The following is a 21,375-nucleotide window of genomic DNA, read 5'->3' as shown; positions in this document are numbered from 1 at the left end:
GCTACGACGTGCGGATCGGCCGCCGCTTCCTGAACGCGGGCATCGGCTTCGGAGGCGGCTGCCTCCCGAAGGACATCCGCGCCTTCTCGGCCCGCGCCGACGAGCTCGGCGTCGGCGAGTCCGTCGCCTTCCTCAAAGAGGTCGACGCGATCAACCTGCGTCGCCGCCAGCGCGTCGTCGACCTCGTCACCGAGGGCCTCGGCGGCTCCGTCGCGGGCCGCCGCATCGCGGTGCTCGGTCTGGCATTCAAGCCGGAGTCGGACGACATCCGCGACTCGCCGTCGCTCGACGTCGCCGCGCGCCTGCACGACCTCGGTGCGACCGTGGTCGCGACCGACCCCGAGGCGATCGAGAACTCGCGCCGCCGCTACCCCGAGATCACCTACACGACCGACGTCGACGAGGCGCTGGCCGGTGCCGACGCCGTGGTCGTCGTGACGGAGTGGAAGCAGTTCCGCGCCCTCGACCCCGCGGCCACGGCGGCGAAGGTGGCCAACGCCTTCCTCGTCGACGGTCGCAACTGCCTCGACCCCGCCGCCTGGCGTGCGGCCGGCTGGGAGTACCGCGGCCTCGGCCGCTGACGCGGCGGAGCCGTCGTCTCAGCGGACGCGGCTCGGCTGATCCGCCACGACGCCGGAGGTGCCGCGGAGGGGGATGTGCGCGAAGGCGTCGTCCCACTCCGCCGCCCTCCGGCGTCGTCGTGCGCGGACGACCATCCGGAGCAGGACGCCGGCGACCGCGCCGAGGAGGGCGCCGGAGGTGTTCATCACGACGTCCTCGACGGTCGCGAAGCGCGCGGAGAGGAAGAGCAGCTGGCCCGCCTCGATCAGCGAGCTCACGACGGCGCCGACGGCCACAGCGACCCACGCCCTCCGGAGCCGCAGGTTGAGGGCCAGGAGCAGCCCCAGGGGCACGAACAGGGCGATGTTGGCAGTCGACTCGATGAACGCGTAGTCGACCATCGGGAGGCCGTGCCGGGCGAACCAGGAGGTCACTCGGCCGAGATCCCCCCGCACTCCCGCATCGACGGGCGTCGGCCAGAAGGCGATCGCTGCGAGCGCGACCACGTAGGGCACGCCGATGGCGAGGGTGAGGCGGGTGAGCGACCGGGTCACGGTGCTCCTCTCGTCGGTCGTCGGGCGGGGGCGGCGACGACGGCGGAAGAACAGTCTCGCTCCCGGCTGCTGGGATCGGGCCGGGAGGCGCGGGGGAGTGGGCTGGAGGCACGCCCGTGCGCAGGACGCTTGGGACGCCGACAGGAGTGCTCGAGCCGGAGAGCGCGGGGCGGTGATCGCGCCGGCTCCGTCGTCGCCCGGGCTCCGGCCCGGGCGAGCATCCGCCTGCGTGCGAGCCCCGCCACAGCAGAATTCCGAGAACGCCCCGGGAACGACGAAGCCCGGCCGGATCATCGATCCTGGCCGGGCTTCTCACCGGTCGGGGTAGCGGGATTCGAACCCACGACCTCCTCGTCCCGAACGAGGCGCGCTACCAAGCTGCGCCACACCCCGGTGTGCTCATCACGGACAACCGCTCACGAGCCTCGACAATAGTAGCCGATTTCCGGACCGCCGTCGGACACCCCTCGTCAGGCCGCCGGAGTGAGCGTGACGAGGGTCACCTCGGGTCGGCAGGCGAAGCGCACCGGGGCGTAGATCGAGGTGCCGACTCCGGCGGACACGTTGAGGTACGAGCTGCGCAGTCCGTTGTCCCACGTCGTCGAGCCGGCGACCTTGTCGCGCGGGATGTCGCAGTTGGTGACGAGGGCGCCGAAGCCCGGGACGCAGACCTGCCCGCCGTGCGTGTGCCCGGCGAGGATCACCTCGGCGCCGCGGGCGACGAAGTCGTCGAGGATGCGCTGGTAGGGCGCGTGCGCCACGCCGATGCTGACCCCGGCCGGACCGTCCTCCGTCCCGCGCAGCTCGTCCACGGCTCCGGCGACGAGGTCGATGCGGTCGAGGCCGATGTGCGGGTCGTCGACGCCGAAGAACTCGATGCGCGTCCCCTTCACCGTGATGCTCTCGGCGCGGTTGTTGAGGTCCACCCAGCCGAGCCCGTCCGAGAAGAAGCCGGTCAGCCCGTCGGTGTCGAGATCGGCCTCGTGCTGCTTGGGGTTCTTGGAGGGGCCGACGAAGTAGCGGAGCGGGTTCTTGATCCGAGGGCCGAAGTAGTCGTTGGATCCGTTGACGAAGGCGCCGGGGATCCCGGCGAAGGGCTCCAGGGCCCGGCGGATGCCGAGCACGCCGTCGCGGTGGCCGAGGTTGTCGCCGGTGTCGACCACGACGTCGGGCGCCAGGGCGAGGAGCGAGCGGATCCACTCCTGCTTCTTGCTCTGCCACGGGGCCATGTGCAGGTCCGACACGTGCAGGACGCGGATCGGCTCGGAACCGGCGGGCAGCACCGGGAACGACGTGCGCCGGACGGTGAACAGCGTCCGCTCGACGCCGATGCCCCAGGCCGCGGCGACGGCTCCGGCCGCGGCGACGGTCGCGAGGGCGGTGGTGAGGGGGCGACGGGTGCGTCCGGTCATGGGTCCTTCTCTCGCACGTCGGCCGCGAGCGCGGCCGCGTTCATTCTGCCGGACGCTCCCTCGGGAGCAGCCGGGGGTGCAGGGGCTCAGCCCGCGCGGGGCGGGGCGCCCGGTCCGGCGCTGATCTGCAGGGTGATCTCCGCGCCCCGGGAGACGCGCGACCCGGCGGGCGGGTTCGTCTGCGCGACCGTCCCTGCCGGGCGGTCGGAGGGGACCGGAGAAGTGTCGACGCGGACCGTGAAGCCGACGGAGCGCAGTCGTGCGGCCGCCGCAGAGGGGCTCTGGCCGGTGACCTGGGGCACGGCCTCCTGCGGAGCGTCGACGAGCGAGCGGACGGGAGCCGGGAACGCCGTCCCGCCGTACTTCGCGTCGGCGACGCGCATGATGCGCGGCCAGATCTGGTGGCGCACCTGCCCGGCGTTCACCCGGTTGAGACTGAATCCGCGCATGGAGGTGAAGCCGGTCACGTTGCCGACCCAGGTGGCGGTGGCGACCTCGGTGCTCGCGCCGACCATCCACGTGTGCAGCGCGTCGTCCGTGGTGCCGGTCTTGCCGATGTGCGGCACCCCGGTGCGGGGGTTGGAGGGGGCGCCGGTGCCGCCCGTCACCACCTGCTGCAGGGCGTAGCCGGCGGTCGCGGCAACCTCCTCGGACATCCCCTGGCTGCACTCGGAGGCGGGCGGCGCGACGTCGGCGCCCGTGCGGTCGACGATGCGGTCGATCGCGATGGGCGTGCAGACGGTGCCCTTGTTCGCGAAGCCGGCGAAGGCCGTGGCCATCGTGAGCGGAGCGATCTCGTTGGTGCCGAGGATGGTCGGCGCGAGCTTCTGCAGCTCGGTCCCGTCGGCACGGTGCACGCCCATCGCCAGCGCCGTGTTGCGGATGCCGCAGAGGTCCAGCTGCTGGGCCATGGCGGCGAACGAGGTGTTGATCGAGCCGGTCGTGGCCTGCAGGGCCGTGGTCACTCCTCCGTTGCCGCCCTCGTCGTTCCCGGGGTTCCAGGACTCGCCGTAGTAGACGCCGTCGGGCTCGCAGCTGTCACGGAAGGTCGTGTAGGCCCGGCGGGTGCCGTCGACGCTCTCGCCGAGCGAGTGCCCCTCCTGCAGCCACTCCGCGAGGGTGAACACCTTGTAGGTCGAGCCGACCTGGAATCCCGAGGAGCCGCCGTACCCGAAGTCGGTGTTGTAGTTGACGCTCGTGTAGTTGGGGCCCGTCAGGTCCGGATCGTTGGAGTAGTCCTTGTTCTGGGTCATCGCGAGGATGCGGCCGGTGCCGACCTCGACCGAGACGCTCGCGCTGCCGATGTTCACGTTCGCCATCGACTTGGGCACCCAGTCGTCGGTGGCCGAGACGGCGGCCTGCTGCAAGTCGGAGTCGAGGGTCGTGTAGATCCGGTAGCCGCCGCGCTTGAAGGTGGCGTCGCGCTCGTCCTGACTCGCACCGAACGCGTCGTCGTTCTTGATGACCCAGGTGACGTAGTCGCAGAAGAAGGCCGCGATTCCGGCCGTCTGGCAGCCGGTGCTCGGCTCGGTGATGTTCGGCGTCACGGGCTCGGCGACGGCCGCCTGCGCCTGCTCGGACGTCACCTTCGACTCGAGGTCCATGCGGGTCACGATGTAGTCGCGCCGGTCCCGGGTCTGCGGGTAGCCCTCCGCGGCGGGGTTCGCCGGGTCGCCGGGCCGGTCGAAGCGGAACTTCTCGGGGTTGTTCACGATCGCGACGAGCGCGGCGGACTGCGCGAGCGAGAGGTCCTTCGCGCTCACTCCGAAGTAGTAGCGGGCGGCCGCCTCGACGCCGTAGACGGTGCCGCCGAACAGGGCGATGTTGAGGTAGCCCAGCAGGATGTCGTTCTTCGGATACTCCTTCTCGAGCCCGATGGCGAGCCGCATCTCGGCGACCTTGCGCTCCGGAGTGGTCTCCGTGGCCTCGCGGTAGGCCGCGTCGCGCTCGATCGGATCGCTGAGCGCCTCCGCCTTCTGCACGAGCACGTTCTTGACGTACTGCTGCGTGATGGAGGAGCCGCCCTGGACGTCCCCGCCCATGGCCGTGGTGGCGGCCGCGCGGACGGTGCCGAGCAGATCGATGCCGCCGTGCTCGTAGAAGCGGGGGTCCTCGGAGGCGACCACGGCGTCCTTCACGAACGGCGAGATCTCGTCCCAGCCCACCTCGACGCGGTTCTGGGCGTAGAAGGAGGCGAGCAGCACGTCGCCGCCGGAGGAGTCCTTCGCGTACACGTCGCTCTTCTCGGCGAGCGTGCCGATCTCGAGGTACTCGGGGAGGTTGTCGAACATCTCCACCGTGTTGCCGGCGGCCATGCCGCTCAGCGCGATCGCCGGCGTCACCGAGGCGGCCACCAGGACTCCCGCGACGACGCTCATGGCGACGATGCCGATCAGACCGCCGACGGCGCCCCCGATGGTCTTCACGACTCTGGTCCCGCCCTGCCCCGACATAGAATCAGCGTAGTCGCCGCGCTCGGACGAGCCGCGGCGCTCATCCCGCCGACGCGCGGCGCTCAGCAGTCGTCCCGCACCGGCCGCACTCGAGGAGAGCCATGTCCGTCCCGCGCTGGGAGTACATCACCACCCCGCTGATGATCCACAACACCACGGCGATCCTGAACACCTGGGGATCCGAGGGCTGGGAGCTGGTCCAGATCGTGACCGGTCCCGAGGGCGGCCTCGTCGCGTACCTCAAGCGCCCCGTCGCCGAGGCCGGCGCGTGATCGCCGAGCGTCTCGCGGAGCTCGGCGTCGAGCTGCCGGCGGTCGCGGTCCCCGCCGGCGCCTACGTCCCCGCCGTCGTGCACGGCGGCCTCGTCTACACGGCCGGGCAGATCCCCTTCGTCGACGGCTCTCTGCCGATGGTCGGCAAGGTCGGCGACGAGGTGTCGCCCGAGCAGGCGAAGGACCTGGCCCGCACCTGCGCCCTCAACGCGCTCGCGGCCGTCGCCGACGCGATCGGATCGCTCGACCGGGTGACGCGGATCGTGAAGCTCACCGGCTTCGTCGCGTCCGCCTCCGGCTTCACCGGGCAGCCCGGCGTGATCAACGGCGCCTCGGAGCTGCTCGGCGACGTGTTCGGCGAGCCCGGCCGTCACGCGCGCTCGGCCGTCGGGGTGGCGGAGCTGCCCCTCGGCGCTCCCGTCGAGGTCGAGCTGATCGTCGCCTTCGACTGACGCACCGCCCCCTCCGGCCCACGCGGCGGGAGGGGGCGGCGCCCGGTCAGTCCGCGGCGATCGCGGAGGAGATCACCGCCATCACCTGCGTGTCCGCGAGCGTCGTCGTGTCGCCCACGGCACGTCCCTCCGCCACGTCGCGCAGCAGCCGGCGCATGATCTTCCCCGAGCGGGTCTTGGGCAGCTCCTGCACCACGAAGATCCGCTTCGGGCGGGCGATCGCGCCGATGTGCTCGGCGACGTGCGCCTTCAGGGTGGCCTCGAGCTCGTCGTGTCCGTGGGCCAGCGCCTCGGCCTGGCTCGCCTTCGCGATCACGAACGCGACCACGGCCTGGCCGGTGGTCTCGTCCGCGGCTCCCACGACGGCCGCCTCGGCGACGACCGGGTGCGAGACGAGGGCCGACTCGATCTCGGCCGTCGAGAGGCGGTGGCCGGAGACGTTCATCACGTCGTCCACGCGCCCCAGGAGCCAGAGGTCGCCGTCCTGGTCGCGACGCGCTCCGTCGCCCGCGAAGTAGCGGTCGCCGAACTTCGACCAGTAGGTCTCGACGTAGCGCTCCGGGTCGCCCCAGATGCCGCGCAGCATCGCCGGCCAGGGCTCGGTGATCACGAGCAGTCCGCCCTCGTCGGCGCCGACCGGCGTCCCGGCGTCGTCGACCACGTCGATCGAGATCCCCGGCAGAGCGACCTGCGCGGACCCGGGCTTGAGAGTCGTCACCCCGGGCAGAGGGGACACCATCATCCCGCCGGTCTCGGTCTGCCACCACGTGTCGACGATGGGGGTGCGGCCGCCGCCGATGACGTCGCGGTACCAGACCCACGCCTCCGGGTTGATCGGCTCGCCGACCGATCCGAGCAGGCGCAGGCTCGAGAGGTCGAAGCGCTGCGGGATCTGCCGGCCGAGCTTCATGAAGGAGCGGATCGCCGTGGGAGCCGCGTAGAGGATCGTCACGCCGTGCTTCTCGACGATCTCCCACCAGCGGCCGGGATGCGGGCTGTCGGGAGTGCCCTCGTACATCACCTGGGTGGCGCCGTTGGCGAGTGGGCCGTAGACGACGTAGCTGTGCCCGGTGATCCAGCCCACGTCCGCGGTCGACCAGTAGACGTCCGACTCGGGGTGCAGGTCGAAGACCGCGCGGTGCGTGAAGGCGACCTGGGTGAGGTATCCGCCGCTGGTGTGGAGGATGCCCTTGGGCTTACCCGTGGTGCCACTGGTGTAGAGGATGAAGAGGGGCTGCTCGGCGGGGAACGGCTTCGCGACGTGGTCGGCGTCGACCGCCACGATCTCCTCGTGCCACCAGAGGTCGCGCCCCTCGTGCCAGGCGACCTCGTTGCCTCCGCGGCGCACGACCAGGACGTGCTGGACGCTGGACTCGCCGCCGAGGGCGAGCGCGGCGTCGACCGCCGGCTTCAGGGGCGAGACGGCGCCCTTGCGCCAGCCGCCGTCGGCGGTGATGACGAGTGTCGCCTCCGCGTCGTCGATCCGCGCGCGGAGGCTCTCGGCGCTGAAGCCGCCGAAGACGACGGAGTGGACCGCCCCCAGCCGGGCGACGGCCAGCATCGCGATGACCGCCTCCGGGATCATGGGCAGGTAGATCGCGATGCGGTCGCCGGCGCGGACGCCGAGGCTCGTGAGCAGGTTCGCGGCGCGCTTCACCTCGGCGGTGAGCTCGGCGTAGGTGATCGAGCGGGAGTCGCCGGGCTCGCCCTCCCAGTGCAGGGCGACACGGTCGCCGTGGCCGGCCAGGACGTGGCGGTCGAGGCAGTTGTAGGCCACGTTCAGCTCGCCGTCGTCGAACCACTTCGCGAACGGGGGCTCGCTCCAGTCGAGCGTGCGCGTGAACGGCCGGTGCCAGTGCAGGAGCTCGCGGCTCCGGTCGGCCCAGAAGGCGAGGCGGTCGGCCGCGGCCTCGTCGTAGAGCGCGGCGGTCGCGACCGCTCCGGCGGCGAGATCGGCCGGCGGCGGGAACCGGCGGGTCTCGTGGAGGAGGTTGTCGATGGCGTTCCGGTCGGCGGCCGGGGCGTCGGGGGGAGTGGACATCTGCGATTCGCTCCTTCGCGAGTGAGACGTTCGCCGGCCCGCGCGGTCGGCGTCGCACCACCGTAGCGCCCGCCTCCAGCGGGGATCGCCGAGCGCCGCAAGCTGGGTGCGGGGCGGGTGTCGGATAAGAGTCCGCAGAGAACAGGATCCGGGCTTGGCGAATCGCGATCCGTCCCCTACAGTTGCATACGGCCGAATGAACTTCGGCCCAGCGGCGCAAGTGATTCCCCCCAATCCAGCGCCGCCGAGGCGGCACCTGTTCCCCCCAATGGGTGCCGCCCCCTTCTTCCCGCCGGATCCGGCGGAGGGACGCCCCCGCTCGAGCCCTGCTCGCGGGGGCGTTTCCGCGTCGCCGGGACGTCTCGGGTCGCGGGACGCCTCCTCGTCGACCGGGCTTCTCTGCGCCGTGGGGCCCCTCCTCGGAGCGGCTCCCTGCCGAGAGCCCCGAGCCGCCCCTGCGCGCGCGTCCGGCCCGGGTCGTTCCTCCACAGGCGCCGACGCGGGCGTCTCTCCTCCGATCGGGCAGGGAGCGCCCCGGCGCGCGGAACGGGCTCCTAGCGTGCCGGGATGACCCGCGACTTCGTCCCCCTCGTCCCCGCCGAGCACCGCCGCGACCCGCTGCCGGTGCGGCCCGCCGCCGCCGGTCTCGGGCTGCTCGCGCCGCACGCCGCGGATCCCGCGGTGACCGACCTCTTCGTGAACGGCGGCGCGGGCCTCTGGATCGACCGGGGCGGTGGTGCGGAGCGGGTGCCGGAGTGGACGCTCGACGCCGCCGGAGCACGGCGGCTGGCCGTCGCGCTGGTCGCGGCCGGTGGACGGCACGTCGACGAGGCGAGCCCGTGCGTGGACGTCAGGCTCCGCCACGGGGTCCGCGTGCACGTCGTGCTGCCGCCGGTGGCGACCGGGGGAGCGCTCGTGTCGGTGCGGGTGCCGCGGTCGGACTCCTGGACGCTCGGGGAGCTGCAGGCGGCCGGGATGCTGGACGACGACGGAGTGCGGCTTCTGCGCCGGGCGGTCCGCGAGCGGTGGAACCTGCTGATCACGGGAGCCGGTGGATCAGGCAAGACCACTTTGCTCGGCGCCCTGCTCGGGTGCGCGGCGCCGACCGAGCGGATCGTCGCCATCGAGGACGTCGGCGAGCTCCGGCCCGCGCATCCGCACGTCGTCTCGCTCGAGGCGCGGCAGCCCAACCTCGAGGGCGCCGGTGCCGTGGGCCTGGACCGGCTCGTGCGGGAGGCGCTGCGGATGCGTCCGGACCGCCTGGTCCTCGGCGAGTGCCGCGGCGTCGAGCTGCGCGAGCTGCTGTCCGCGTTGAACACCGGGCACGACGGCGGTGCGGGGACCCTCCACGCGAACTCCCTCGAGGACGTGCCCGCGCGTCTCGAGGCGCTCGGGGTCCTCGCGGGGCTCGGGCCCGAGGCGATCGCCCGCCAGACGGTCAGCGCGATCGACCTGGTGCTCCACCTCGAGCGCCGCGACGGGCGGCGGCGGCTGGCGGCATTCGGGACGTTCGCGCTCGACGCGGCCGGCCGCCTGAGGGTCGAGGACGGGTCGCTCCCGAGCGCCTCGAGGTCGAGCGCGTGACGGGCCGCGACGGGCTGGACGAGGTCGCGGCCGTCGTGCACCGACTGGCCGTCCTCCTCGCGGCGGGAGTGGCTCCCGCGTCGGCCCTCGGGCATCTCGCGGGGGCGGAGGGGGCGGACAGCGGGGACGCGCGGCGGCGGCGGCTGCTCCGGGCGGTGTCGGAGGAGGCCGGCCGCGGGGGCGACGTGACGGAGGCGCTGCTGCGCGGGACGCCGGTTTCGCGGCGGAGCGGCTCGGAGCGGAAGCGGCCGCGACGGCGAGCGCCGGACACCGGTGAGGCGACCGCGTGGGCGGCGCTGGCCGCCGCGTGGCGGGTGGCCGCCGACTCCGGCGCGCCGGTCGCCGCCGCTCTCGGCGAGCTGGCGGAGTCCCTGCGCGAGCTGGCGCGCGCCCGCCGGGACATCGAGGTGGCTCTGGCCGGTCCCTCCGCCACCGGGAGGGTCGTGAGCGCGCTGCCGCTGGCGGCGCTGGGTCTGGGGGCACTGCTGGGCTTCGACGTGGTCGGCGTGCTCCTCGGGACGGTGCCCGGTGCGGTCTGCCTGGTCGGGGGAGCCGGGTTGATGGCGGCCGCGCACGCGTGGACGCGGCGCCTCGTCCGAAGCGCGGCCCCGGCCGATCCGGCGCCCGGGCTCGCGCTCGACCTCCTCTCGGTGGCGCTGGCCGGTGGCGGCTCGATCGAGTCGTCGCGCGCCCGGGTCGTGGCGGCGCTCGCCGAGTGCGGGCTCGACTCGGGCGAGCGCGTGCTCTCCGACGCGGACCCGGTGCTCGCCCTCTCCGCGGCGGCGGGCGTGCCGGCCGGACGCCTGCTCCGGAGCGAGGCGGCTCTGGTCCGGGCACGGGCGTCCTCCGGGGCGCGGGAGCGAGCCGCTCGGCTCGGCGTGACCCTGATGCTGCCGCTCGGGATCTGCGTGCTGCCGGCGTTCCTGCTGCTCGGAGTGGCTCCGATGGTCGTCTCGGTGCTGCTCTCGACGTTCTCGGTGGCGGCGTGACGCGGTCGACCGCTCCTCCACAGGGGCGGGATCGGGAGGCGTCTCCACGGATCGGCCGGAGGGTCGATCGGTGGGATCGGGAGTCAGCGATCCTCGGAGGAGGGGCACGGAGCGGGGCGGAACGGAGCAGGACGGATGAGCAGTGACACGGCGATCAGCGGCGGGGGAGTCTCCCGGAGTCGAGGACTCGGTAGGAGGAGGGATGCGGGAAGTGGTGTGCCCGGAACGAGCCGGGGCTCGAGGAGCGGCGGAGGTGCGGCGTCCGGCGGAGGTGCGGCGTCCGGCGGAGGAACGGGCATCGACGTCTCCGCGGGGCGCGTCGAGTGGCGCCGACCCGGGTGGGGAGGTCTCGGCGCTCTGGGCGACGAGGAGGGGTCGGCGACGGCGGAGTACGCGATCGCGACGATGGCCGCGGTCGGCTTCGCCGGGCTGCTGGTGGTCATCCTCAAGGGCGACGAGGTGCGGAGCATCCTGACCGACCTGGTGACCCGCGCGCTCACCGCGGCGGGATGAGAGGCCTTCCGCTGCTGCGCGGGCGGCTCGTCCAGGAGGAGGGCTCGGCCACGGCCGAGCTCGCGCTCGTGCTCCCGGCGGTGGTCGCGGTGCTGGCGCTGTGCCTGGGGTCGGTGGCGGCCTCGGCGCAGTACGTCCGGCTCGTCGACGCGGCCGCCGACGCGGCCCGGTCCGCGGCCCGGGGCGACGACCCCCGCGCGCCGCTCGCCCGGGTGGCGGGGGCGTCGCTCACGGCGGGGGAGCAGGACGGACTGGTCTGCGTCGACGTCGCGGCCCGGCTGCGCCCGCTCCCGGCGGTGTCGCTCCCGGTCTCGGTCCGGTCCTGCGCGCTGGGCGGGGGCGGATGATCCGCCGACTCCCCGGGGCTGTCCGCGACCGGGAGGAGGGCTCGGCCGCGGTCGTGGCGATCGGAGTCGTCGCGGGCACGATCCTGGTGACGGCCGCCGTCCTCGCCGGCTGCGCAGGAGTCGTCGGGCACCAGCGAGCGGTCGCCGCCGCGGACGCCTCGTCCCTGGCAGCGGCCGACGTCGCCTCCGGCCTGCTGGCCGGGGATCCGTGCGGACGTGCCGCCGCCGTGGCCCGCGCGAACGGCGCCGAGCTCGTCCTCTGCGACGTCGACGGCGGCGTCGCGAGAACGGAGGCGGCCGTCGCCGCGGGTCCGCTCTCCCTCACGGCGCGGTCGAGGGCCGGCCCGCCGCCCTGAGGGCGGGGGCAGCAGCGGGCGTCGTCCGGACCGAGGTTCGGACGACGCCGCGGGAGCGCGTCAGTCGGAGGAGAGTCGCTGGTACCGGTACGCGGCGGCGGTCGGCAGGGCGCCCGCGCCCTCGTCGTGCTCGAGGCCCCCGGCGAGGAGGTAGATGTAGCGGGAGCCCGCCCTCGCCCCGGGGATCTCGAGGCGTGCGGCGGGGGCCTGATCGTCGCCGTATCCCCGGCGGAGGGTCTTGCCCTCCAGCGGTCCGTCGAGGAGCTTGGCCGTGTAGGCGGAAGTCGTGGTGGTGTGCGTCGTTGCCATGCCTCATCATGCGCCGATCGGCGCCGCGCGTCACCCCCGCCGACGGCAGGCCGGGCAGGCGGCTCCGAGGCCGTGTCCAGCGTCCTCCCGAGGTCCCCGTGTCCTCGGGAGGGGGCAGGACGTCCGGGGTCAGTGTGTATGGTGTGCCTGTCGGGCGCCCCCGCCGATGGGGACGCGTCGCCGTTCCCCGCACCACGTCGCCGCGCACCGTCTCCCCGCAGCAGGGGACGTCGGACCACTGGTCGTCCGACCCGACAGCACCAATCGAGGAGAACTGTGTCCGGCACGAAGAAGCTGGTGATCGTCGAGTCGCCGGCGAAAGCCAAGACCATCGCCCAGTACCTGGGCGACGGCTACGAGGTGCTCGCCTCCGTCGGGCACATCCGCGACCTCATCGAGCCGAAGAACCTCCCCCCGGAGCTGAAGAAGGGCCCGCTGGGCAAGTTCTCCGTCGACGTCGACAACGGCTTCGAGCCCTACTACGTCGTGTCCGACCAGAAGAAGAAGACGGTCGCCGACCTCAAGCGCGCGCTGAAGAACGCCGACGAGCTCTACCTCGCCACTGATGAGGACCGCGAGGGCGAGGCCATCGCGTGGCACCTCCTCGAGGAGCTCAAGCCCAAGGTCCCCGTGCACCGCATGGTCTTCCACGAGATCACGAAGGACGCGATCCAGAAGGCGCGCGACAACACCCGGGACATCGACACCTCCCTGGTCGACGCCCAGGAGACCCGCCGCATCCTCGACCGCCTCTACGGCTACGAGATCTCGCCCGTGCTGTGGCGCAAGGTCGGCCCCGGGCTCTCGGCCGGTCGGGTGCAGTCGGCCGCGACCCGCCTGGTGGTCGACCGCGAGCGGGAGCGCCTGGCGTTCGTGTCGGCGAGCTACTGGGACCTCGCCACCGTGCTCGCACCCGAGTCGGACGCCGCGGCGGGCTTCGACGCCCGCCTGGCGCGGCTCGACGGCAAGCGGATCGGAAGCGGCCGCGACTTCGACGACCGCGGTCAGCTGAAGGGCGACGTCACCGTCCTCGACGAGTCCACCGCCGGTGCCCTCGCCGAGGCGCTGCGCGACCCCGCCACCACGGTCCGGGTCTCGAATCTCGAGTCCAAGCCGTACTCGCGCCGCCCCGCCGCCCCGTTCACCACGTCCACGCTCCAGCAGGAGGCGGCGCGCAAGCTCCGCTTCTCGGCGCGCCAGACGATGAGCGTCGCGCAGTCGCTCTACGAGAACGGCTTCATCACCTACATGAGGACCGACTCGCCCGGGCTCTCGCAGCAGGCGCTGAACGCGGCACGCACCCAGGCCGCGTCCCTCTACGGAGCCGAGACCGTCCCGGACAAGCCCCGCCTGTACTCCGGCAAGAACAAGAACGCGCAGGAGGCGCACGAGGCCATCCGGCCCGCGGGCGAGACCTTCCGCACCCCGGACCAGCTCTCGGGCACCCTCCGCGGCAACGACCTCCGCCTCTACGAGCTCATCTGGAAGCGCACCGTCGCCTCGCAGATGGCCGACGCCAAGGGCTCGACCGCCACCGTGACGCTGCTCGCCGAGCCGGCCGGCGACGTCGCGAAGACCGCCGAGTTCACCGCCTCCGGAACCGTCATCACCTTCCGCGGATTCCTGCTCGCCTACGAGGAGGGGCGCGACGAGGAGCGTCACGGCGCCCGCGACGAGAAGGACGCCAAGCTGCCGGTGCTCGAGGTCGGCCAGAGCCTGGTCGTCGCCGAGGTCGAGGCCAAGGGCCACGAGACCTCGCCGCCCCCGCGCTACACGGAGGCGAGCCTGGTCAAGGCGCTCGAGGAGCTCGGAATCGGCCGGCCCTCGACCTACGCGTCGATCATCTCCACCATCGTCGACCGCGGCTACGTCACTCCGCGCGGGACCGCCCTCGTGCCCAACTGGATCGCCTTCTCGGTGGTCCGGCTGCTCGAGGACTTCTTCTCCGACCTGGTGGAGTACGACTTCACCGCCGAGATGGAGGGCGACCTCGACCGCATCGCCGGCGGCGAGGAGGACCGCGTCGCCTGGCTCAACCGCTTCTACTTCGGCGGAGGCACGCACCCCGGGCTCCGACACGTCGTGGACAACCTCGGCGAGATCGATGCGAAGAGCATCAACTCCGTCCGGATCACGGACGACATCACCCTGCGCATCGGCAAGTACGGCCCCTACCTCGAGGTGGCCCAGGAGGAGGGGCAGGAGACGCCGCGTCGCGTCAACCTGCCGCTCGAGCTGGCTCCCGACGAGCTCACGCCCGCCAAGGCGCAGGAGCTCGTCGACGCCCCGGTGCAGACCGACCGCGTGCTGGGAAGCAACCCCGACTCGGGCAAGACCGTCGTCGTCAAGGACGGGCGCTTCGGCCCCTACGTGACCGAGGTCGATCCGGAGCCGGAAACCGCGGCGGATCCCGCCACCGGGGAGGTCGTCGAGCCCGTGCCCGCGAAGCGCGGCGCGAAGAAGCCCGCTGTCGTGAAGCCGCGCACCTCCTCCCTCTTCAAGTCCATGGACGTCGCGTCGATCGACCTGGCGACGGCGCTGCGCCTGCTCGACCTGCCGCGCACGGTCGGTGACGACCCCGAGAGCGGCGAGCCGATCACGGCTCAGAACGGCCGGTACGGCCCGTACATCAAGAAGGGCACCGACAGCCGGTCGCTCACCAGCGAGGACCAGATCTTCGAGGTCGACCTGCCGACGGCGCTCGAGATCTTCGCTCAGCCGAAGTACGGGGCGCGACGCGCGTCGAGCGCGCTGAAGGAGTTCGAGGCGGACCCCGTCAGCGGCAAGCCGATCCGGATCCGCGACGGACGCTTCGGCGCCTATGTGACCGACGGCGAGACCAACGTCACGATCTCCAAGGGCCTCACGATCGAGGAGATCGACTTCGAGCAGGCGGTCCAGATGCTCGCCGACAAGCGCGCGAAGGGCCCGGCCAAGAAGGCTCCGGCCAAGCGCGCGCCGGCCAAGAAGCCCGCGGCGAAGACCACGGCGGCCAAGACGACGGCGGCCAAGACGACAGCGGCTAAGACGACGGCGGCTAAGACGACGGCGGCTAAGACGGCCGCGGCCGCCAAGAAGACGACCGCAGCGAAGAAGCCCGCCGCGCCCCGCGCCACCGCCGCGAGCCGCGCGGCCGAGGCGGCCGCCGCCGAGACGTCGGACGCGACGGAGTCGTGACCGGGCTGTTCGTCACCCTCGAGGGCGGGGACGGCGCGGGCAAGACCACGCAGGCCCGGCTGCTCGAGGAGTGGCTGGGCACGCGGGGCGAGACCGTCGTCCGCACCCGCGAGCCCGGAGGCACCGAGGTGGGCCTGCAGATCCGCGAGATCGTTCTGCACCACCGCGGCGAGATCGACCCGCGGGCCGAGGCCCTGCTCTACGCGGCGGACCGCGCCCAGCACATCGGGACGCTCGTGCGACCGGCGCTCGAGCGCGGCGAGGTCGTCGTGCAGGACCGCTACATCGACTCCTCCGTCGCCTACCAGGGAGCCGGGCGGGTCCTCGACGCCGTCGAGGTCCGGCGGCTCTCGGAGTGGGCCACCCACGACCTGAGGCCAGACCTCACCGTCCTGCTCGACCTCGACCCCGCCGTCGCGCGGGGCCGGCTCGACGCGGCCCGCACCCGCTTCGACCGGCTGGAGGCCGAGAAGGCGGAGTTCCACGGGCGCGTGCGCGAGGCGTTCCTGGCGATCGCCGAGACGGACGCCGAGCGCTTCCTCGTCGTGGACGCCGCTCTCCCCGTCGAGGAGATCGCGGCCGCGGTGCGGGAGCGGGTCGCCGTCCTCCTCGACGGCGCGTCGGCTGTCGGTGCTCGCGGTTAGCCTGGTGGCATGACCGTCTGGAGCCAGCTCGTCGGGCAGGAGCACGCCATCGGCGCCCTGCAGGACGCCTCGACGCCCCGTGACGACCGTGGCCGGGAATCGTCGTCGATGACGCACTCCTGGCTCATCACCGGCCCTCCCGGGTCCGGCCGCTCGAACCTCGCCTACGCGTTCGCCTCCGCACTGCTCTGCCGCCGCGGCGGCTGCGGGGAGTGCCCCGACTGCCGCCAGGTCGCCGCCCGCTCCCATCCCGACCTCGCCGTGCTGACGACCGAGCGCGTGATCATCTCGATCGACGAGGTGCGGCGGCTGGTCAGCAGCTCGCAGTACTCGCCCTCGGTGTCGCGCTACCGCGTCATGGTCATCGAGGACGCCGACCGGATGAGCGAGCGCACGTCCAACGTGCTGCTGAAGGCGCTCGAGGAGCCGCCGGAGCGCACGGTCTGGATCCTGTGCGCCCCGAGCGAGGCCGATCTGCTCCCCACCATTCGCTCCCGCGTCCGCTCCGTGCGGCTCCGCGTGCCGAGCGTCGAGGACGTCGCCGGTCTCCTCGAGCGCCGCGACGGGGTCGACCCCGAGACCGCCGAGCGCGCCGCCCGCCAGGCTCAGAGCCACATCGGGATGGCGCACCGCCTGGCGACCGACGCGAACGCGCGCGAGCGGCGCGAGGAGACGCTCCGCATCGCCCTGCGCCTCCGCGGCGTCTCGGACGCGGTGCTCGGCGCTGCGCGGATGATCGAGGTCGCGACCGAGGACGCCAAGGCGATCACCCTCGAGCGCGACGAGGCCGAGCGGCAGCAGGCGCTGCGCTCGCTCGGCGTCGAGCCCGGGGGCACCGTGCCCGCGCAGCTCCGCTCGCAGCTGCGGGCGCTCGAGGAGGACCAGAAGCGACGCGCGACGCGGAGCCTCCGCGACGGCCTCGACCGGATCCTCGTCGACCTGCTCTCCCTCTACCGCGACGTGGTGCGCCTCCAGCTCGGAGCGCCCGGAGGCGTCATCAACGAGGAGGTCCGGACCGAGATGACCGCGCTCGCCGACGCGACTCCGCCCGACCGCACGCTCGCCGTCCTCGACGCGATCGCGACCGCCCGGCAGCGGATCGACGCGAACGTCTCCCCGGTCCTCGCTCTCGAGGCGCTGCTCGTCGTCGCGGCGCGCCGTCCGGTGGCCGCGTGAGGCGGGGGCGCCGGACGGCCGTCGTCCTCGCGCTCGTCGCGGCCGCGTCCCTCCTGACCGGCTGCTTCGCGCCCGGCCCGAGCGTCGACCGGACCTCCACCCCCTACCCGCAGACCGTCGACGACTCCCTGGAGCGCTACTACTCGCAGGTGCTGGTCTGGGACGACTGCGGTGACGGCGCTCTCTGCACCGACGCGACCGTCCCGCTCGACTGGGACGACCCCTCGGGGGAGACCGCGTCGATCGCTCTGGTGCGCCGACCCGCGACGAAGGGCCCGGCGATCGGGTCCCTGCTCGTGAATCCGGGCGGGCCGGGAGCGTCGGGCGTCGACTTCATCCGCGACAGCGCCGACTACGCGGTCGACTCCGCGCTCGCCGCCCGGTACGACGTCGTCGGCTTCGATCCGCGCGGAGTGGGCGCCTCCACCGCGGTCTCCTGTCTCGACGCCGCGGGCCTCGACTCCTACCTCTACGACATCACGCCCGGGGAGCGGGGCAGCGACGAGTGGATCCAGGCGCAGCGCACGTCCGCCGCTGCGTTCGCCGCCGCCTGCCAGGAGCGCAGCGGGCCGCTGCTGCCCGAGGTCGGCACCCCGAGCGCCGCCCGTGATCTCGACGTGCTGCGCGCGGCGCTCGGCGACGAGACGCTGCACTACCTCGGCTACTCCTACGGCACGTTCCTCGGAGCGACCTACGCCGGGCTGTTCCCGGACCGGGTCGGCCGCCTCGTCCTCGACGGCGCGATCGATCCGGCGGCCACCTCGTTCGACGTGGTGCGCGAGCAGGCGAAGGGGTTCGAGAGCGCACTGCGCGCCTACCTCGCCGACTGCCTCCGCTCGGACGACTGCCCGTTCACCGGCACCGTCGACGCGGGGATGGCCCAGCTGAAGCGCATGCTCGAGGACGTGGACGCCTCGCCGATCCGGGCCGCCGATGGCCGTGAGCTCGGCGCGAGCACGCTGTTCACCGCGATCGTCTATCCGCTCTACGACGCCACGGCGTGGGGAGCGCTGAGCGAGATGCTGGCCGACGTCCGCCGGGGCGACCCCGCGGTCGCGTTCCAGTACGCGGACGCCTACAACGGGCGCGACGCGGACGGCCGGTACGCGGACAACACCACCGAGGCGTTCCTCGCGATCAACTGCGTCGACTACTCCTACGACGCCGACACCGCCTCAATGCGCGCCGACGAGGCCGCTCTCGAGCAGGCCGCGCCGACGATCGGCCGCTACATGGCCTACGGCGACATCCTCTGCAGCGAGTGGCCGGCGGCGTTCGAGGGCTCCCGCGAGCCGATCACCGCGGAGGGCTCGGCGCCCATCCTGGTCGTGGGCACCACGAACGATCCCGCGACGCCCTACGTGTGGGCGCAGGCGCTCGCGGGCGAGCTCTCCGCCGGTCACCTGGTCACCTACGACGGCGAGGGCCACACGGCCTACAACAAGTCGACGTCCTGCGTGAACGACGCGGTCGACGCGTACCTGCTCGAGGGGACCGTCCCGGAGGTGGACCCGAAGTGCTGACCGAGCAGGAGCGGTCCCGCGAGCAGCAGCCCGGGCTCCGCGAGCGCAAGCGCCTGGCCACGCGGCGGGCGATCGAGATCGCCGTCCTCCGCCTCGCTAGCGAGCGCGGGCCGGAGCGCGTGACCATCGACGACGTCTCGCGCGCCGCCGACGTCTCCACGCGCACCTTCTTCAACTACTTCGCCTCGAAGGAGGACGCGCTGGTCGGCGGGCTCCCGGTCATCGCCGACGAGACGGCGGCGGCGTTCGTCGCGGGCCGGGGCGCCGTGCTCGAGGACCTGCAGCGGGTCTTCGTCGCCGCGATGGAGGAGCCGCTCGAGGAGGATCGGGAGCTGCACGTCCTCCGCCGCGCGCTCTTCCGCGAGCACCCGCATCTGGTCGGTCTGAAGATCGCGGGCATGCGCGAGTTCGAGCTCGCGGTCGAGGGGCTCGTCGCCGAGCGTCTCGGCCAGGAGGACGACGACGCGGAGCGGGTGCGCAGCCGGGCGCGGATGCTGACGCTCCTCGGGCTCGCCGCCGTCCGCCACGCCTGGGCGGCCTGGGTCGATCACGACGGCCGGGAGGCCCTGCCCGGACGCATCGCCCGCTCCTTCGAGGAGCTCCGCGGCGCGCTCGCCTGAGCCGAGCGCGGCGGTCGACGCCGCCGTCGCGGAGCCTCTGCTCGACCGCGCCGTCCTGATTCACGCCCGGGGGCGCGAGCAGGCTATGCTGTGTAATCGTGTCGGGGGCTCAGGCCCCGCGTGCACGCCGCCTTAGCTCAGTCGGCAGAGCGTCTCACTCGTAATGAGAAGGTCGTGGGTTCGATTCCCACAGGCGGCTCCCTCTCCCGTCATCCTCGACGTCCAAGCCGGATCCGTGAGTTCCCGGCCGGATCCGCGGCGTCCAGGTCGCGTCGAACTCGCGTCGCTACCCTGTTGCGGATGACCGACACGCCTTCTCCCCGTCGCCGCACTCTCGTGGTCGCCGCGGTGCTGGTGGCCGCCGTGCTCGGTGGCGGCGCCTTCGGCGTGGGGACGGCCCTCGGCAGCGCCGCGGAGCCCGGGGCGCTGCCCGTCGTCTCGACACCGACCGCCACCGCGACTCCCACACCGACGCCGACGGCCACGGCGCGGCCCATCGCCGAAGCGGCGGCCGAGGCGCTCCGCACCTGCTCGGTGGCGGGGCTCGCCGCCGACCCGCGCCTGGGCTCGATGCAGGCGCGTGTGGTCGACGCCGCGACGGGCGAGGTCCTGTTCGACCGCGGGGGCGGGACCGCGTCCCGCACCGCCTCCGCCCTCAAGATCCTCACGGCCGCGTCGGCGCTCGCGGTCCTCGGCCCGGACACGCGCATCGCCACCACCGTGGTCCGCGGGAGCGAGCCCGGAAGCGTCGTCCTCGTCGGCGGGGGAGACCTCACCCTGACCCGGCTCCCGACCGGCCGGGAGTCGACCTACGCCGGAGCGGCCCACCTCGACGACCTCGCGGCGCAGGTCGAGAGCGCCTGGGAGGCGGACCCGTCCACCGCCGGGACGCCGATCACGTCGCTGGTGCTCGACTCCTCCCTCTACTCGGGCGAGACCTGGCAGCCGAGCTGGAACCGCAAGGAGCAGGTCGACGGCTACATGCCCGAGATCACGGCGCTCCAGGTGGACGGCGATCGCGAGGACCCCACGGCCTCGACGTCCGAGCGCGGCACGGATCCGGTCGGCCGGGCCGGAGAGGCGTTCGCCGACGAGTTGGACGGCTCGCCCGTGGTCTCCACCGGGACCGCTCCCGCGGGCGCCGCGGTTCTCGGCACGGTGGAGTCGGCTCCGGTCGGCACGCTCGTGCAGCAGATGCTGCTCGTCTCCGACAATGCGATCGCCGAGATGCTCGCGCGGCTCGTCGCGATCCGCACCGGCGCGGGCAGCGACTTCGCTGCCGAGCAGGCCGGTGTGCTGCAGGGGCTCGCCGGTTACGGCGTCGACACGTCCGGGATCGCGATCGTCGACGGCTCCGGCCTGAGCGACGACAACGCGGTCGCGCCGGCGTACTTCACCGAGCTGCTCCGGAAGGTGCAGGCCCGCGAGGGGCAGCTGGGGATCCTCCTGGACGGCCTGCCGGTGTCGGGCCGGACGGGCTCGCTCTCCTACTCCGACCGCTTCGCCGGCGACAACGCCGCGGCCGACGGCGCGGTGCGCGCGAAGACGGGCTGGATCGACACCGGCTACACACTGGCCGGCGTGGTCACCGCGGCGGACGGCACCGAGCTGACCTTCGCGGTCTACGCTCTCGGCGACGTCTCCGACTCGGCGAAGACCGCGATCGACACTCTCGTGACGGGTGTCTACCGCTGCGGATCCTCGCTCTCCGACTCCTGACCCGGGCGGGTCGACCTCCCGCTCCTCCTCGCCACCTCCTCCCGGAAGGCCCACGATGACCACCGCACTCCTGATCGTCGACGTGCAGAACGACTTCACCGAGGGCGGCGCGCTCGCCGTCACAGGCGGCGCGGCCGTCGCCCGGGGAATCACCGCGCATCTGGCGGCGCACGCCGACCGCTACTCCGCGGTGCTGGCCTCCCGCGACTGGCACGAGGGCGACTCCGACAACGGCGGCCACTTCGCGGTGGAGCCGGACTTCGTCGACAGCTGGCCCGTCCACTGCGTCGCCGGCACGGACGGCGCGCGGTTCCACCCGGCCCTGGACACCGCTCTGATCGACGTGCAGATCCTCAAGGGGCAGGGCCGCCCCTCCTACTCGGCCTTCGAGGGCACGACGGAGGCGGGCGAGGAGCTCGGCGCCGTGCTCGCGGAGCGGGGCGTCACTGCGCTCGACGTCGTGGGACTCGCGACCGACCACTGCGTGCGCGCCTCGGCGCTCGACGCGCGACGGGCGGGGCTCGAGGTCCGCGTGCTCCAGGACCTGGTCGCAGGCGTCTCCGAGGAGGCGAGTGCCGCGGCGCTGCGCGAGCTGACGGAGGCGGGAGTCCGCGTCGAGCGGTCCGTCTGAGCGCTCGTCCCTCCACAGGGCTCAGGGAGGCGCAGGTCCTCG

At 73.2% G+C, this 21,375-nt stretch carries 20 protein-coding genes and 2 tRNA genes; 16 read left to right on the top strand and 6 right to left on the bottom strand.

From position 1 onward, the window contains the following. Positions 1-581 (top strand): UDP binding domain-containing protein (locus C5C82_RS10390; RefSeq protein WP_146085976.1); only part of this gene is annotated, 581 nt, incomplete at its 5' end. A gap of 18 nt (positions 582-599) precedes the next feature. On the opposite strand, the gene C5C82_RS18055 is transcribed toward C5C82_RS10390, so the two are convergent. The 4 genes from C5C82_RS18055 to C5C82_RS10370 all read right to left on the bottom strand — a co-directional run bounded on the left by C5C82_RS18055 (position 600) and on the right by C5C82_RS10370 (position 4,980). Next, complete coding sequence (locus tag C5C82_RS18055) at positions 600-1,115, bottom strand: VanZ family protein (RefSeq protein WP_258061301.1); 516 nt, start codon at positions 1,113-1,115, stop codon at positions 600-602. A gap of 319 nt (positions 1,116-1,434) precedes the next feature. After that, positions 1,435-1,508 (bottom strand) — tRNA-Pro (locus C5C82_RS10380). 77 nt (positions 1,509-1,585) lie between these two features. Next, the gene (locus C5C82_RS10375) at positions 1,586-2,527 is read right to left on the bottom strand and encodes a metallophosphoesterase (protein ID WP_104355030.1); all 942 of its coding nucleotides are present in this window, start codon (positions 2,525-2,527) and stop codon (positions 1,586-1,588) included. Between the two features lie 86 nt (positions 2,528-2,613). Next, entirely contained in the window at positions 2,614-4,980 is a 2,367-nt protein-coding gene (locus tag C5C82_RS10370) for a transglycosylase domain-containing protein (RefSeq protein WP_104355029.1), read from the bottom strand. A gap of 101 nt (positions 4,981-5,081) precedes the next feature. Here C5C82_RS10370 and C5C82_RS17570 point away from each other — a divergent pair, with 101 nt between their 5' ends. Further along, positions 5,082-5,252 carry a hypothetical protein gene (locus C5C82_RS17570; protein WP_164861113.1) on the top strand — a complete coding sequence of 57 codons (171 nt, stop codon included), beginning with the start codon at positions 5,082-5,084 and terminating at the stop codon, positions 5,250-5,252. Continuing rightward, positions 5,249-5,704, top strand: coding sequence for a RidA family protein (locus C5C82_RS10365; RefSeq protein WP_208543619.1), 456 nt, complete (start codon positions 5,249-5,251; stop codon positions 5,702-5,704). Before C5C82_RS17570 ends, C5C82_RS10365 begins: the two co-directional genes overlap by 4 nt. 46 nt (positions 5,705-5,750) lie before the next feature. On the opposite strand, the gene acs is transcribed toward C5C82_RS10365, so the two are convergent. After that, positions 5,751-7,745: an acetate--CoA ligase gene (gene acs, locus C5C82_RS10360; RefSeq protein WP_104355028.1), complete on the bottom strand. Its 1,995-nt coding sequence runs from the start codon at positions 7,743-7,745 to the stop codon at positions 5,751-5,753. 567 nt (positions 7,746-8,312) lie between these two features. Between acs and C5C82_RS10355 the strand changes: the two genes are divergently transcribed. The 5 genes from C5C82_RS10355 to C5C82_RS10335 all read left to right on the top strand — a co-directional run bounded on the left by C5C82_RS10355 (position 8,313) and on the right by C5C82_RS10335 (position 11,534). Continuing rightward, a complete protein-coding gene (locus C5C82_RS10355) occupies positions 8,313-9,329 on the top strand; it encodes a TadA family conjugal transfer-associated ATPase (protein WP_104262896.1) in 1,017 nt (338 codons plus the stop codon). Next, complete coding sequence (locus C5C82_RS10350; RefSeq protein ID WP_104227249.1) at positions 9,326-10,318, top strand: type II secretion system F family protein; 993 nt, start codon at positions 9,326-9,328, stop codon at positions 10,316-10,318. The genes C5C82_RS10355 and C5C82_RS10350 overlap by 4 nt, the downstream gene beginning before the upstream one ends. Positions 10,319-10,534: 216 nt before the next feature. After that, on the top strand, positions 10,535-10,831 hold the full coding sequence (locus C5C82_RS17835; RefSeq protein WP_258066067.1) for a DUF4244 domain-containing protein: 297 nt from the start codon (positions 10,535-10,537) through the stop codon (positions 10,829-10,831). Then, entirely contained in the window at positions 10,828-11,178 is a 351-nt protein-coding gene (locus C5C82_RS10340) for a TadE family type IV pilus minor pilin (protein ID WP_104292274.1), read from the top strand. The genes C5C82_RS17835 and C5C82_RS10340 overlap by 4 nt, the downstream gene beginning before the upstream one ends. After that, the gene (locus tag C5C82_RS10335; protein WP_104222195.1) at positions 11,175-11,534 is read left to right on the top strand and encodes an Rv3654c family TadE-like protein; all 360 of its coding nucleotides are present in this window, start codon (positions 11,175-11,177) and stop codon (positions 11,532-11,534) included. Before C5C82_RS10340 ends, C5C82_RS10335 begins: the two co-directional genes overlap by 4 nt. Before the next feature lie 60 nt (positions 11,535-11,594). On the opposite strand, the gene C5C82_RS10330 is transcribed toward C5C82_RS10335, so the two are convergent. Then, complete coding sequence (locus C5C82_RS10330) at positions 11,595-11,843, bottom strand: hypothetical protein (protein WP_104222197.1); 249 nt, start codon at positions 11,841-11,843, stop codon at positions 11,595-11,597. Positions 11,844-12,119: 276 nt separating this feature from the next. Here C5C82_RS10330 and topA point away from each other — a divergent pair, with 276 nt between their 5' ends. The 8 genes from topA to C5C82_RS10290 all read left to right on the top strand — a co-directional run bounded on the left by topA (position 12,120) and on the right by C5C82_RS10290 (position 21,333). Then, a complete protein-coding gene (topA, locus tag C5C82_RS10325; protein ID WP_104355027.1) occupies positions 12,120-15,020 on the top strand; it encodes a type I DNA topoisomerase in 2,901 nt (966 codons plus the stop codon). Further along, the gene (tmk, locus tag C5C82_RS10320; protein WP_104267511.1) at positions 15,017-15,664 is read left to right on the top strand and encodes a dTMP kinase; all 648 of its coding nucleotides are present in this window, start codon (positions 15,017-15,019) and stop codon (positions 15,662-15,664) included. Before topA ends, tmk begins: the two co-directional genes overlap by 4 nt. Before the next feature lie 9 nt (positions 15,665-15,673). After that, positions 15,674-16,840, top strand: a complete 1,167-nt coding sequence (locus C5C82_RS10315) for a DNA polymerase III subunit delta' (RefSeq protein ID WP_104355026.1) — start codon at positions 15,674-15,676, stop codon at positions 16,838-16,840. Further along, positions 16,837-18,363: an alpha/beta hydrolase gene (locus C5C82_RS10310; protein WP_104355025.1), complete on the top strand. Its 1,527-nt coding sequence runs from the start codon at positions 16,837-16,839 to the stop codon at positions 18,361-18,363. Before C5C82_RS10315 ends, C5C82_RS10310 begins: the two co-directional genes overlap by 4 nt. After that, positions 18,357-18,983, top strand: coding sequence for a TetR/AcrR family transcriptional regulator (locus C5C82_RS17565; protein WP_181027157.1), 627 nt, complete (start codon positions 18,357-18,359; stop codon positions 18,981-18,983). Before C5C82_RS10310 ends, C5C82_RS17565 begins: the two co-directional genes overlap by 7 nt. 126 nt (positions 18,984-19,109) lie before the next feature. Next, positions 19,110-19,182 (top strand) — tRNA-Thr (locus C5C82_RS10300). A gap of 101 nt (positions 19,183-19,283) precedes the next feature. Beyond that, positions 19,284-20,702 carry a D-alanyl-D-alanine carboxypeptidase/D-alanyl-D-alanine-endopeptidase gene (dacB, locus tag C5C82_RS10295; protein ID WP_104355024.1) on the top strand — a complete coding sequence of 473 codons (1,419 nt, stop codon included), beginning with the start codon at positions 19,284-19,286 and terminating at the stop codon, positions 20,700-20,702. Between the two features lie 55 nt (positions 20,703-20,757). Further along, the gene (locus C5C82_RS10290; protein ID WP_104352913.1) at positions 20,758-21,333 is read left to right on the top strand and encodes an isochorismatase family protein; all 576 of its coding nucleotides are present in this window, start codon (positions 20,758-20,760) and stop codon (positions 21,331-21,333) included. Positions 21,334-21,375: the final 42 nt, after the last annotated feature.

Source organism: Rathayibacter sp. AY1D5, assembly GCF_002932515.1.
In the GTDB taxonomy this organism is placed as follows: Bacteria; Actinomycetota; Actinomycetes; order Actinomycetales; family Microbacteriaceae; genus Rathayibacter.
This window is presented reverse-complemented; position numbering and strand designations above follow the sequence as displayed.